Below are 13755 nucleotides of genomic sequence, written 5' to 3'. Positions count from 1 at the left end.
CCTCAATGCCCCACGCGCGAAAGGACGTCCGCCTTCAGGAATCGCTCGACGATCAACATGAACACCAGAGAGGGAACGAGCAGCAAGAGGGCCGTGATCGATGCTATCTGATAATTTCCGCCGGCGGCGGTCGTATAGAGCAATAGCGGCAGCATGTTCACGTCGGGCGCGCCGACGAAATAGCTGCCGGTGAACTCGTCAAGCGATTCCAGGAACACGAAGATGGCGCTCGCCATCAGGCCGGGTGCTGCGAGCGGCAGGGTCACGTCGAGGAAAGCCCGGAAGGCTCCGGCGCCGATATTGCGCGCCGCCTGTTCGAGCTCCGCGTCGATCGCCGAAAAGGCGGCCGTCGCGATCCACACCGCATAAACGAGGCCGTGCGAGACATGCACCAGCACGACGCCGGGAATCGTGCCGTTGAGCCTGATCTCGTAGAAGATGCGGGCGACGTTGACGTAGACCGTTAGGTTCGGAAAGGCCTGCGGAATGAGGAAGGCGAGCAGGATGAGGCCGCGGAACGGCAATTTCAACCGGGCCAGCGCGTAGCCGGCAGGGATCGCCAGCAAGAGCGAGACGACGACGGTGAGCAGCGCCACCATCAGCGAATTGGTGAGCGATTCCATCGCCCCGCCGCGCGGTGCAAACACCCGCGCCCAGGAACTGAAGCCGTATTCCAGCGGTAGGCTGTGGGGGAAATACCACTTCTCAGCCACCGTCCAGATCACCAGGTTGAAGAGCGGCCCGAAGATGAAGAAGGCCATCAGCCCGAAGATGATGCTGCGCGGCACCCACCAGAGGGCGGCGAGACGATTGCGGGCGGCGGGATTATGGGCGGCTGTCATGCGCGCTCCTTGAGGCTGGCGCGCAGGTAGATCCACGCGACGGAGGCGGCGAGCACGAGCGAGATCAGGCCAAGTGCATTGGCGACGCCGTAATCCCCGTAGGAATTGACCCGGAAGGCGATATCGGCGGTCAGCATGGTCGGCGACTGGGCGTTGATCATCAGCGGCACCGAGAGAACCGACATCATGGTGACGAAGGAGAGGATGAGGCCGACCGTCAACGTCATCGCTACCTGCGGCACGACGATCTCCAAGAGCAGGCGCAGCCGCGAGGCGCCGAGATTGCGGGCCGCCTCGATCGTATCGCGGTTGATGGAGGCCATGGCGCCGGCGAGGAGCAGCGCCACGAACGGCGTCTGTTTCCAGACGAAGGCGATGACGATGCCGCGCCAGTCGAGGAAACTCATGGCGTCGAGCGGCGTCAGAAGTCCAAGGTTGATGAAAGTGTTGTTCATCATGCCGTTCTTGGACAGGAACGTGCGTAGAATCTGGCCGACGACGATGAAGGGAATGAACATCGGCCAGCGATAGAGCCAGCGCAGGATCGCCACCGCGACCTGATGTTCGCCGAGCGTCAGATACCCGCCGATCGCGATCGAGGCGATGCCGATCAGCACCGTCGACAGGCTGACGATCACGACTGTGAAAATGATGTCCTTGGTATAGAGGTCGAAGGTCTTGGTGAAATTACCCCAGCCGAATGCCCCCTCCACCTGAAAGGCGCCGACCGCCGACATGATCAGCGGCAGGATGAAGAGAAAGGCGATCACCGCGAGTGCCGGCAGCACGAGGAGGAGACCGAGAAGGCGTTTTGGCATGGTTCAGGCTCGATGGGCGGGCGGGATGATCTTTTCTTCTCCCCTTGGGGAGAAGGTGGCCCGGAGGGCCGGATGAGGGGGCCTTGCCGCAGGTTCTGCCTTTCGCTTTTCGCTCAAGGCGTCGCTACGCTCCTCCCCCTCATCTGTCCTGTCGGACATCTTCTCCCCGAGGGGAGAAGATGGGATGGTCTTACTTCACGGACTTCTCATAGGCTTCGAGGATCGCGGTGTTGTAGGGCGCGATCGGGAAGGGCTTGCCCTTGGCAGCAAGGTCGGCCGGCGAGATATCGACGAATAGCTTGTTCCAGGTGGCGTCGTCGAGTTCGACCTTCACCTTGTCTGCGTCGATGCCCGGATACCAGTTGAAACGCTTGACGATGCCTTCGGCCTGGACCTTGGGGCTGGTGGCAAGCGCAATGAACTTCTCCGCCAGCGCCTTGTGAGCCGCCTTTTCCGGCAGGACGTAGTGCATCGGCTGGCCCGGCATGCCGGGGGCCGGCAGAACCAGCTTCATGGTCGGCGGCAGCTGGCCGTTGGCCTGCCAGGAGTAGAACATGTCGACCCAGACCGGGCCCATGGCGATTTCGCCGCGCGACAGGAGGTCGAGCGTGCCGGCATTGCCGGGCGTCAACGTTGCGTTGGTGGTGAAGTCGGCGAGGCTCTTGAAGGCCGCATCCCACTTCTTGGTTTCTTCTTCCTTGAACGGGCCGTTCATCAGGGTGTTGGCATCGCCGCCACCGAAGGCATAAATCCAGCCCATAACGAACGAAACGCCGGAAGCGCCGCCCTTGATGCCGTTATAACCGAACTGCTTCGGATGGGCTTTGGCCCAGTCTGCGAGTTCTGCATAGGACTTCGGCGGGTTCGGAACGAGCGCAGGGTTGTAGGCGATCGCGGTCTGGCTGTTGAACATCGGCATGACATAACCGTCGACATTGGTGCCGAGCGCCATCTTGGCGTTGTCGCGCGAAACGAGCTTGCCGGTGTCGATATCGCCGCGATACTTGTCGAGATAGCTCTTGGTCACCATCGGGCCGACGAATTTTTCGTGGACGACGGCAACGTCGACATCCCACTTATCGGACTTGGCGGCAGACTGGGCGTCGAAACGCTCGAGGATCTTCTGCGAACCTGCGTCGCCAGGACCGGTGCCGACGGCGCGAACCGTGTTGCCCGGATAGGTCTTCTCGAAAAGCGGTCCGAGATACTGGTTGATGTAGTCGACCATGTTCTGGTCGCCGGCGGTCGCAACCGTCAGCTCTTCGGCATGAACCGGAAGGGCTGCGAAAGCGACGGCGAAGGCTGCGTAGGACATCTTGTTCATCAGTGCTTCTCCGTGAGTTGAAAAGGCAGAGGTATCGAAAGGTCAGGCGTGGACTTTCCCGGATGGCGCCCGGGAAATAGGGGAGGCCGAAGCAGCCTCCGGCGAACCAAACAGAAAGAGCGCCTCAGCCGGCACGAACACGGCGACGCGGGCGCCCGGCTCGAAGGCGCGTTCGGCATCGGCCATGATCTCGTGATCGCCGAGTTTGACGACATGACGCCAATGGCCGCCGGGATAACTGACGGCGGCGACCTCGCCCCCGAAGGTGATGCCGGGGCCGATCACGGCGATATCATCGGTCGAAAAAAGGCGCGCGGCCTCCGGGCGGAAGCGGGCCTCGACCGGACCGGCGGCCAGCGGACGGCCGAGCAGCGGCACGGAACAGGCCGTATTGGCCGGGCCGGCGGCGATCGCGAACTGGTCAGCCTGTGGCGCACCGTTCAGGAAAAGCACATTTTCGGCACCCATGAAGGCGGCGACGAAAGTTGAGGCCGGACGGTTATAGACTTCCTCCGGCGTGCCCTGTTGGGCGATCCTGCCGGCATTCAGGATGACGATCCGGTCGGCCATCACCATAGCCTCCTCGCGGTCGTGGGTAACATGGATCGCGGTGATCCCAAGCCGCTTCTGCAGCGCCCGCAACTCGTGGCGCACGGTCAGGCGGATGCGTGCGTCGAGGTTCGACAGCGGCTCGTCGAGCAGCAGGATTTCCGGATCGATGGCGAGCGCCCGACCGAGCGCGACGCGCTGGCGCTGGCCGCCCGACAACGCTTGCGGCTTGCGCGCTTCCAGCCCGTCGAGGCCGAGCAGCGACTGCATGGCGGCGACGCGGGTGGCGATCTCGGTTCGAGAAATGCCCTTCAGCTTCAGTCCATAACCGATGTTCTGCGCCACCGTCATATGCGGCCAAAGCGCATAGGATTGGAAAACCAGCGCCATGCCGCGTTTGTCGGGCGGAAGGTAAGTCACGTCGCGATGGCGCACCTTCACTTCGCCAGCCGACGGGCTGATGAAGCCGGCCAGCAGACGCAGAAGCGTGGTCTTGCCGCAGCCGGACGAACCGAGCAGCGCCACGAATTCGCCCTTGGCAATCGACAGATCGATATCGGTCAGAACCTGCGTGGCGCCATAACGGCTGGCGACACCGCGCAATTCCAGAAAACCGTCCCGTTCCATCGAACCCCCTTTTGCACAGCCGTGCAATCTTGCTGGGCGTTTCTTAGGGCCGGAATTTTACAGGCGGATGACACCGCAAATTTTTTATTGCCGGATGCTCGTAGGGTGGCCGCTCAGGCGTCTACGGAGAGCGGGGCTTCGAGCCGGGCGAGCGCTTCTGCAAGCTCCTCGGCTCCGGTCGCCACGAAAACGGCTCCGACCTCCGCCAGGATTTTCGCACGGCCGGGTCGCGGGTCTGCGGGATCGACAAAGCCAACCGCCGTCATGCCCGCCGCAATCGCCCCGGTGATCCCGTGGGCGCTGTCGTCGATCACCACGCAACGGGCCGGATCGGCGGCGAGCGTTTCGGCGCAGAGATGAAAGAGATCCGGCGCCGGTTTCGGCCGCGCCACCATGTCGGCGCTGAAGATCGACGGCGCAAAAGCGTTCCAGAGGGGCAAAAGACCAAGGCTTTTCGACAGCCGGTCCGTCGAGCTGTTAGAGGCGACGCATTTGCGATGCGGTAACGAGCGAACGAGGCTTTCGATACCGGGCATCGGTTCCAGCGAGCGGGCGAATTCCGGATAGATATCGAGATGCCAGGCCTCGAGGACCGTATCCAGATCGGCAATGCCAAGCTCTTCGGTGCAGATGCGGCGGATGACGCTCGCCGAATTGCCGGTGAAGCGGACCAGCACCTCTTCGGTGGTGATCGCGGCGCCGGCATCCTGCAGGGCCTTGGCAAGCGTGCGGCTGGCGATCGGCTCGCTGTTGATCAGGACGCCGTCACAATCGAAAATCAGGAGATCTATCTGCATGAAAGTCCAACTTGGGTGAAGCGTCAAAGCCGATTGACGCCGGCCGCACCGTCGGCGACGGCAAAGCTCTGGAAAACGGAGGCGGGGGAGTTCTGCTGCTTGCGGTCGGCGACACCGATGAAATCCACCTCGGCCGACCGCTCGCTCAAGCGCATGATCGCATAACCATGCTTGTCCGAGGCAAACTTGAGATGCGGGTTTTCGGCAAGTGCAGTCGCAAGGCTTGCGGCAGACGGCGCGTCCGAGGTGATCGAGCCGCAGACGAATTCGCTGGCGATTGCCCTGGCTTTCTCGTCGGCGAAGTCGCGCTTTACGTCGGCCGCATAGAAGGCGTGCAGATCGCCGCCGATGATTAGGGCGTTCTCGACCGCCGAGGTCTGCACCGCCTCCAGCAGGCGGCCGCGGGCGGCGCGATAGCCGTCCCAGCCGTCGAGATTGTATGCCGTAGCGGGCCCGGCCTTGGTGTCGCGTTCGGCAAGCAGGGTCTGCTGGGCGATGATGTTCCATTTCGCGTGGCTGGCACTAAACGTCTTGCCCAGCCATTCTTCCTGCGCCGGGCCGAGCATGGTCCGCTCCGGCCGATCGTCGCCGGCGGAACCCTCGAGTTCCGGCGAGCGATATTGCCGCGTGTCGAGAAGCGACACGCCAGCCAGATTGCCGAACCGATAATGATCGTAGATGCGGAGCGCATCGAACCCGGCAGCAAGGCTCGGATGCACAGGCATGTGCTCGAACCAGGCCTGATATGCGGCGCGGCGGCGGGTGAGAAACTCCGCCGGATTCGGCGCGTCGGGGGCGCGGTCGTTGGCGTAATTGTTGGTAACCTCGTGGTCGTCCCAGACGGCGAGCCAGGGAAAGGCGGCGTGGGCTGCCCGCAGTTGCGGGTCGGATTTGTAGAGCGCGTAGCGATCGCGGAATTCGTAAAGCATCGATGGTATGCCGGTCTGGTGCTTGCGCACGAGCTGCGCACCATAACTCCGCTCATAGATGTAATCTCCGAGATGGACGACCAGATCGAGGTCGCGGCCGGCCATGTCGGCATAGGCGCTGTAGAACCCCTGCTCGTATTGCTGGCAGGAGGCGAAGGCGAGGCGAAGCGTGTTGACGCTATCGGCCGGTGCTGTTCGGGTGCGGCCGACCGGGCTTGTCGCATTGCCAGAGCGGAAACGGTAGAAATACCAGCGACCGGGCAAAAGGCCCGTGACCTCCACATGCACCGAATGGGCAAATTCCGGAAGGGCACGGTATAGGCCGGACTGGACCGGCTTTGAAAAAGCCTCGTCCTCGGCAACCACCCACTCCACGTCGATCGGATCGGGGTTCTGCTTCGGCGCTGGTGCGAAGGGATCGGCGGAGGCGGCGGGCGATGCGTTCTCCAGGACCAGCCGCGTCCAAAGGACGACGCTGTCGGCCCTCGGCGCGCCGGAGGCGACACCGAGAGCGAAGGGATCGGTGCTGAAGCTTGCCGCACGGGCGGAGCCGAGCGGTCGCCAGATGGCAGCCGCCGCCAATCCGCCCACCAGTAAGCCTCGACGATCAATGAGCGGCATCGAACAGTCCTTCGCGAGCCTTGACCGCAAGGTCCGGGCGGTCAGTGGTAATCTGGCGGAGCGGGCGCTTCAGCCAGAAGGATAGGTCTTCCAGCTCGTTCGGAACCCAGACGCCGAGCTTTTCGGCCGGGACGAGCGCGGAGAGCAATTCCCATTCCTCCAGCAGCAACGCCTTTTCGATCGCCAGCACGTCGGAAACCCGCAGCATGGCTTCGACGGATTGGCGCAGGCCGAGAGCCTGGGCGGATTTGTGATTAAGCGAGGAAAGCCGGCGGATATGCGGCGCGACTTCGCCGATCGTCTTCAGGACGTCGCCGCTGAAGCTGGTCAGGAAGGAATTCTCCGCAACGCCGAAACGATCGAGCATCGCGGCAGCCCTGGCTTCGAGGCCTTCATAGGGCGTGCCGTCGGCGTCGGCCTTCAGTTCCACATGCAGTTCGAGGCCGGTCGGCGCGTAGATTTCGAGCACGTCTTCGAGCGTCGGAATGTGCTCATCGGTGCCCTTGAGGATCACCGAGCGGTATTCGCCGGCGGCAAGTTCGCTTACCCGGCCGGAGCGTTCGGTAGTGCGGTCGAGCGTCGCGTCATGGATGACGAGGAGTTCGCCGGTGGCGCTCAGGTGCACGTCGAATTCGACCGATTCGACTTCGAGGTCGAGAAGGTTGCGAAAGCCGGTCAGGCTGTTCTCCGCCCAGAGATTGCGGGCGCCGCGATGGCCGACGATGATGGGACTGGTCATTGGAAATACCTCATTTCTATTTGCTGGAGTCTACCAGACCTTTGGTGAACCAGCGTTGCATCAGAAGGATGACGAGCGCGGGCGGCGCCATCACAAAAAAAGAGGCGGCCATGGCGATGTTCCAGGCTGGTTGGGCGTCGGCAACCGGGATCAGGTCCTTCAATCCGATCATCGCCGTCGCCATCGACTTCTCGGTGGTGAAGAGGAGCGGCCAGAGATACTGGTTCCAACCGTAGAGGAAGAGGATGATCGACAGCGCCGCGATATTGGCGCGCGACAGTGGCAACAGCACGTCCCAGAAGAATTTCAACGGCCCGGCGCCATCGAGCTTGGCCGCCTCGCAGAGTTCGTCCGGTACGGTCAGGAAGAACTGCCGGAACAGGAAGGTCGCGGACGCCGAGGCGATCAGCGGCAGGATGAGGCCGCCGTAACTGTTGATCATGTTCCATTGCAGCGCCGCGTCGAGCTGATAGCCGGTCCTGTCGGCAATGAAGCCCGTCAGGCCGATCGCCTCGAACAGCGCCCGCAGCGGGCCGCCGGCGTCGGCCACCGCTTCGTAGGTCGGGATGATGCGGACTTCGACCGGCAGCATCAGCGAGATGAAGATCAGCCAGAAGGCGGTCATGCGGAAGGGAAAGCGGAAATAGGTGACTGCGAAACCGGCTATCAGCGAGACCGTCAGCTTGCCGACGACAATGCCGACGGTGACGATGAAGGAATTGACGTAGAGCCGGCTGAACTGGCCTTCGTTCCAGGCAAGGATCGTGTTCTCGACGAAATGCCGGCCCGGAACCAGCGGAAACGGCACCTGCTGCACCTCGCCGACCGTCAGCGAACCGGCGACGAAAGCGAAATAGAGCGGCATGCAGACGACGGCTGCGCCGATCAGCAGAACGACATGGCAGAAGATCGACAGGCCCGCGTGACGTTCGACCATGGTCACACCTGATAATTGACTTTGCGCTCGACGGCGCGGAACTGCAGGATGGTGAAGAGCACGGCAATCGCCATCAGGATCACTGACTGGGCGGCGGACGAGCCGAGGTCGAGCTGGCGGAAGCCGTCCTGATAAACCTTGTAGACCAGGGTGTTGGTGCTGCCGGCGGGTCCGCCGCGCGTCACCGTGTCGATAATGCCGAAGGTCTCGAACAGGCCGTAGACGAAGTTCATGACGATCAGGAAGAAAATGGTGGGCGCCGCCATCGGCAGCGTCACGGTCAGGAAGCGGCGGACCGGACGGGCGCCGTCGATCGCGGCCGCCTCCATCACCGAGGCGGGCACGGCCAGAAACGCGGCGACGAGGAAGATGTAGTCGTAGCAGACATGTTTCCAGACCGCCGCGACCGAGACCAGCAGCAGCGCGTCGAACGGCCGGCGGTTCGGGTCCCATGCGAAGCCCAACTGATGCAGCATCTGGGCGAGCGGGCCGACGGTCGGGTTGAACAGGAAAGCCCAGAGCACGCCGGATATGGCCGGCGCGATCGCATAAGGCAGAAGGATGACGCCCTTGTAGATCGCCCGACCGCGCATGACGTTGTCGGTGGCAAAGGCGAGCAGCCCGGCGATGACGAGCGTGGCGATGCATTGCACCACCGTAAACCACAGCGTGAGGATGGCGCTGTCGCGGTATTCGGGGCTCGAAAACAGGGTGGTGAAATTTTCCAGCCCGACGAAGATCATCGTGCCACCGAACGGATCCACCTGCACGAAGGCGAGCGACAGAGCCTTCCAGGTAGGGATAAAAAAGAAAAAGAGCAGGATCAGCAATTGCGGCGCGAGCAGGCCGGCGGCCAGCCAGGGCCGCCGGAAATGCGAGGCCTTCAGCCCCGCTTCCGACGTCCCGACCAGGGAGCTGAGGCTCCGCCGCAAGGGCAAACGGGGGCTTGTCGCCACGCCCTCGTTCTCCATCATGATGGCATCACTTGCCGGCATGGAGTTTCTCGTACTGGCGCAGGATTTCGTTGCCGCGCTTGACGGAACTGTCGAGCGCTTCCTGCGGGGTCTTCTTGCCGGTCCAGACGGCCTGGATTTCCTCGATCAGGATGGCGGTCGACTGGTTGTGGTTGCCGAAGCGGAAGCCGCGGGAATTGTCGGTCGGCTCGCCGCGCGACAGCTGCTCGATGGCAATTTCGCGGGTCGGATGATCCTTGAAATAGCCCTCGGCCTTCATCTTCTGATAGGCCGCATTGGTGACCGGAACGTAGCCGGTCGCCTTGCTCCACCATTCCTGGGTATCAGGCTGGGCAACGAAGTTGAAGAAGGCGGCGACGCCGGCCTGAACCTCTTCCGACTTGCCCTTGACCGCCCAGAGCGATGCGCCGCCGATCGTGCCGTTCCTGACATCGGCGCCCTCCTCATGCGGCATGACCGCGGCGCTCCACTTGAACTTGGCATCGGCTTCCACGCCGGAATGGCTGGCGGTGGAATTGATGATCGTCGCGCAGGTGCCGGAGGTGAAGAGGCTGATCGGGGCGACGCCCTGGCCGGCGATTTTCAGCACGCCGTCATCAACCCACTTCTTGAGACGGGCAACCTGGCCGACAACACCGGTCTTGTTGTAGACAAATTCGGTGTCGAGGCCGGCATACCCATTGGCCCTGGTGGCGAAGGGATAGTTGTTGATCGCCGAATAGTTCTCGATCAGGCTCCACTGGAAATCACCCGGCAGCGCCATCGAGCAATCGGTGATCTTCTTTTCCTTCAGTGCATAAAGCTGCTTTTCGAGGCCCTGCCAGGTGTCGGACGGCGCGTCGAAGCCGGCGGCCTTGAAGGCATCGGCATTGTACCAGAGGATCGGCGTCGACGAGTTGAAGGGAAGTGCTGCCGGCTTGCCGTTGACGATGTAGAAGCCTGCGACCGGCTTGACGAAATCGTTCCAGTCGATCTTGTAGCCTTGCTTGGCCATCAGTTGATCGACCGGGATGACGGCGCCGGAATTCAGCATGGTCATGAACCCGCGCTCGGCAGACTGGAGGATAGCCGGCTGCTGATTGACGCGGTATGCGGCGACCATGGCGGCCATGGTCTCTTCGTAATTGCCCTTGAACGTGCCGACGAGCTCGTACTTGTCCTGCGACTTGTTGAAGTCGGAGATCAGCTGCTGGACGGTATCGCCGAGCTTGCCGGAGATCGCATACCACCATTCGATCTTGACTCGGTCGGCGGCAGTCGCACCCGTCGCGCCCACCAGCAGCGCGCCGGCGGCAAGAAGGCCGGTTATCGATTTCACATATGTTGAAGCCATGTTTCGGATCCCTCCATAATCGGGTCTTTCACGTGACCCGCCCTGTTTCGGTTCTGGCCATCTCCATCAGTCTGGGTTAGCCATGACTTGGATGGGTTAGGTTACACATGTTACACACATGTGACATATGATACTTCAAAGGTGGGGACAATGGAATATCGTGAGCTGATGGTGCGGGCCGCGTGGCTCTATCACGTGGAAAGCCTTACCCAGCAGCAGATCGCCGAACGGATGAACATCACGCGGCGGCGTGTCAACGAGATCCTCTCGGAGGCGCTGGAAGCCGGCGTCGTCAGGATCAGCTTCGATTCCGTGCTGGCCGAAAGCGTCGAGCTGGAGGCGAAATTGCGCAAGCGGTTCGGCCTGCAGGATGCAGTCGTGGTGCCGACGCCGACGGATCCGGCGCTTCTGCATTCGGTGCTCGGACGCGGGGCCGCCGGCTTTCTCGGCCGGTTGATCCAGACGCAGAAACCTGCATCGATCGGCGTCGGCTGGGGCTCGACGCTGCGCGAGACGATCCAGCACATCCCCACGCTCAACGAACCGCAGATCAAGGTGCGGTCGATGATGGGCGGACTGACGCAGGGCTCCGAAATCAACACGTTCGAGATCGTGCGCGGCTTCGCGCAAGTACTGAACGCTCAGTGCCGCTATTTCGTGGCGCCGATCTATGCCGAGAGCCCGGAATCGCGCGATGCGATCATCTCCCAGGCAGTGTTCCAGCGGACGTTCAAGCAGATCTGCGAGGTGGATGTCGCTTACCTCAGCGTCGGTGACGTATCGCAGCAGTCGCTGCAGGTGCGCTATGGCCTGCCGGAAGGCATGACCGAACAGATCCTCAGACAAGCCGGGGCGGTCGGCGACCTAATGGGCCGTTATCTCGACGCCTCCGGCAAGGAGATCGATCATCCGTTGAACCGCCAGGTGCTGGCCCCCGAGATGGAGGATTTTCGCCGCATCGGCTGCCGCGTCGTCGCCTCGGGCGGGCCGCACAAGCACAAGATCCTGCAGGCGGTGGCGCAGAACGGGCTGATCAACGTGCTGATCACCGATGCCGACAGCGCCAAGGCGATGCTGGCGGCGAAATAACCGTCAGATATTGCGGCGCTTGCCCTCCAAGAGGTCGATGATCGAGTTTGCGGCATCAAGCACATTGGTGCCAGGGCCGAAGACGGCGGCAACGCCGTGCTCCATCAGGTAGTCGTAATCCTGCCGAGGAACGACGCCGCCGACCACGACGATGACGTTTTCGGCACCTTTCGCCTTCAACGCTTCGACGAGTTGGGGCGCAAGGGTCCTGTGACCGGCCGCGAGCGATGACATGCCGACCACCTGGACGTTTTGCCTGACTGCGAGGTCGGCCGCCTCCTCCGGCGTCTGGAACAGCGGGCCGGCAAGAACCTCGAAGCCGATATCGCCGAAGGCCGATGCGATCACCTTGGCGCCGCGGTCATGGCCGTCCTGGCCGAGTTTGGCGACCATGATCTTCGGCTTGGTGCCAAGCGCTTGAGCATAGCTGCCAAGCCGCGAGACGATCATCTTGTATTCCGGATCGTCCTCATAGGCGGGTCCATAGATATCGCTGACCACTTCCGGCACGGCGGAATGATCGCCGAAGGCTTGCCGCATCGCGTCGGAGATTTCGCCGACGGTGGCGCGGGCGCGGGCCGCTTCGATCGCCACCTCCAGCAGGTTTCCCTCGCCGCTTTCGGCGGCTTCCTCCAGGACGGCGAGCGCCGCCGCCACCCGCTTCGGATCCCGCTGCCGGCGAACCTCCTTCAGCCGCTTGATCTGGCCTTTGCGGACGGCGGTATTGTCGATGGCGAGAATGTCGATCTCGTCCTCGTTTTCCAGCCGGTATTTATTGACGCCGACGATGATTTCTTCGCCGCGGTCGACGGCGGCCTGGCGGCGGGTGGCGGCCTCCTCGATCAACCGTTTCGGCAGGCCGTCGGCGACCGCCTTGGTCATGCCGCCCATGGCCTCGACCTCCTCGATCAACGCCCATGCCTTTTCGGCAAGCTCGTTGGTCAGGCTCTCGACATAATAGGAGCCGGCCAGCGGATCGACGACCTTCGTCACGCCGGTTTCGTGGCTCAGGATGAGCTGGGTATTGCGGGCGATGCGGGCGGAAAAATCCGTCGGCAGCGCCATCGCCTCGTCAAGCGCATTGGTGTGCAGCGATTGGGTGCCGCCGAGCACCGCCGACAGGGCCTCATAGGCCGTGCGGATGACGTTGTTATAGGGGTCCTGTTCCTGCAGCGAAACGCCAGACGTCTGGCAATGGGTGCGCAGCATCAGCGAGGACGCCTTCTGCGGCTTGAACTCCTCCATGATCCGCGACCAGAGCAGGCGGGCGGCGCGCAGCTTAGCGGCCTCCATGAAGAAGTTCATGCCGATCGCGAAGAAAAACGACAGCCGGCCAGCGAACTCGTCGACGCTGAGACCCTTGGCAAGTGCGGCACGGACATATTCGCGGCCGTCGGCCAGCGTGAAGGCGAGTTCCTGGACCAGCGTCGCGCCCGCTTCCTGCATATGATAGCCGGATATCGAAATCGAATTGAACTTCGGCATTTCTTTTGCCGTATATTCGATGATGTCGGCGACGATCCGCATCGAGGGCTCGGGCGGATAGATATAGGTGTTGCGGACCATGAACTCCTTCAAAATGTCGTTCTGGATCGTTCCGGACAGTTCGGCCCGCGAACAGCCCTGTTCCTCGCCGGCGACGATGAAGGAGGCGAGGATCGGGATGACCGCGCCGTTCATGGTCATCGACACCGACATGTCCTTCAAGGGAATGCCGTCGAACAGGATCTTCATGTCTTCGACCGAATCGATCGCAACGCCCGCCTTGCCGACATCGCCCTCGACCCGCGGATGGTCGCTATCGTAACCGCGATGGGTGGCGAGGTCGAAGGCGATGGAGAGGCCTTTCTGGCCGCCGGCGAGATTGCGGCGGTAGAAGGCGTTCGACGCTTCGGCGGTCGAGAAACCGGCATATTGGCGGATCGTCCACGGCCGGCCGGCATACATGGTGGCGCGCGGGCCGCGTACGAAGGGCTTCATACCTGGCAGCGAATCGAGATGCTCGATGCCGTCCAGATCCTCGGCCGTATAAAGCGGCTTGATGTCGATGCCTTCGGGCGTATGCCAGACGAGCGTCTCCGGCGAAGCCTTCAGCTCCTTCTCGGCAAGCGCCTCCCAATCCTTGACGGTTTTGTCCGACATCACACTCTTCCAAAAGATACTAGAATTGACTTAG

General features: G+C 62.5%; 12 protein-coding genes. 1 reads left to right on the top strand and 11 read right to left on the bottom strand.

What is annotated here, in order from left to right:
• Positions 1-2: 2 nt before the first annotated feature.
• The 10 genes from AC1D3C_RS26465 to AC1D3C_RS26420 all read right to left on the bottom strand — a co-directional run bounded on the left by AC1D3C_RS26465 (position 3) and on the right by AC1D3C_RS26420 (position 10490).
• Positions 3-842 carry an ABC transporter permease gene (locus AC1D3C_RS26465; RefSeq protein WP_477484968.1) on the bottom strand — a complete coding sequence of 280 codons (840 nt, stop codon included), beginning with the start codon at positions 840-842 and terminating at the stop codon, positions 3-5.
• Positions 839-1660, bottom strand: a complete 822-nt coding sequence (locus tag AC1D3C_RS26460; RefSeq protein WP_477484967.1) for an ABC transporter permease — start codon at positions 1658-1660, stop codon at positions 839-841. Before AC1D3C_RS26460 ends, AC1D3C_RS26465 begins: the two co-directional genes overlap by 4 nt.
• Before the next feature lie 190 nt (positions 1661-1850).
• The gene (locus tag AC1D3C_RS26455; protein ID WP_038547630.1) at positions 1851-2984 is read right to left on the bottom strand and encodes an ABC transporter substrate-binding protein; all 1134 of its coding nucleotides are present in this window, start codon (positions 2982-2984) and stop codon (positions 1851-1853) included.
• A gap of 42 nt (positions 2985-3026) precedes the next feature.
• On the bottom strand, positions 3027-4160 hold the full coding sequence (locus tag AC1D3C_RS26450; protein ID WP_477484966.1) for an ABC transporter ATP-binding protein: 1134 nt from the start codon (positions 4158-4160) through the stop codon (positions 3027-3029).
• A gap of 113 nt (positions 4161-4273) precedes the next feature.
• On the bottom strand, positions 4274-4957 hold the full coding sequence (locus tag AC1D3C_RS26445; RefSeq protein ID WP_477484965.1) for an HAD family hydrolase: 684 nt from the start codon (positions 4955-4957) through the stop codon (positions 4274-4276).
• A gap of 23 nt (positions 4958-4980) precedes the next feature.
• Complete coding sequence (locus AC1D3C_RS26440; protein WP_477484964.1) at positions 4981-6507, bottom strand: alkaline phosphatase D family protein; 1527 nt, start codon at positions 6505-6507, stop codon at positions 4981-4983.
• A complete protein-coding gene (locus AC1D3C_RS26435) occupies positions 6494-7246 on the bottom strand; it encodes a glycerophosphodiester phosphodiesterase family protein (RefSeq protein ID WP_477484963.1) in 753 nt (250 codons plus the stop codon). The genes AC1D3C_RS26440 and AC1D3C_RS26435 overlap by 14 nt, the downstream gene beginning before the upstream one ends.
• A 16-nt stretch (positions 7247-7262) precedes the next feature.
• Positions 7263-8183 (bottom strand): ABC transporter permease subunit, encoded by a 921-nt coding sequence (locus AC1D3C_RS26430; RefSeq protein ID WP_477484962.1) that lies wholly within the window; start codon positions 8181-8183, stop codon positions 7263-7265.
• Between the two features lie 2 nt (positions 8184-8185).
• A complete protein-coding gene (locus AC1D3C_RS26425) occupies positions 8186-9178 on the bottom strand; it encodes an ABC transporter permease subunit (protein ID WP_477484961.1) in 993 nt (330 codons plus the stop codon).
• Positions 9165-10490 (bottom strand): extracellular solute-binding protein, encoded by a 1326-nt coding sequence (locus AC1D3C_RS26420; protein ID WP_247137816.1) that lies wholly within the window; start codon positions 10488-10490, stop codon positions 9165-9167. Before AC1D3C_RS26420 ends, AC1D3C_RS26425 begins: the two co-directional genes overlap by 14 nt.
• 150 nt (positions 10491-10640) lie before the next feature.
• Between AC1D3C_RS26420 and AC1D3C_RS26415 the strand changes: the two genes are divergently transcribed.
• Positions 10641-11579 (top strand): sugar-binding transcriptional regulator, encoded by a 939-nt coding sequence (locus tag AC1D3C_RS26415; protein WP_477484960.1) that lies wholly within the window; start codon positions 10641-10643, stop codon positions 11577-11579.
• Positions 11580-11582: 3 nt separating this feature from the next.
• On the opposite strand, the gene scpA is transcribed toward AC1D3C_RS26415, so the two are convergent.
• On the bottom strand, positions 11583-13721 hold the full coding sequence (scpA, locus tag AC1D3C_RS26410) for a methylmalonyl-CoA mutase (protein ID WP_477484959.1): 2139 nt from the start codon (positions 13719-13721) through the stop codon (positions 11583-11585).
• Positions 13722-13755: the final 34 nt, after the last annotated feature.

Source organism: Neorhizobium sp. P1_A6, from assembly GCF_056406795.1.
This window is presented reverse-complemented; position numbering and strand designations above follow the sequence as displayed.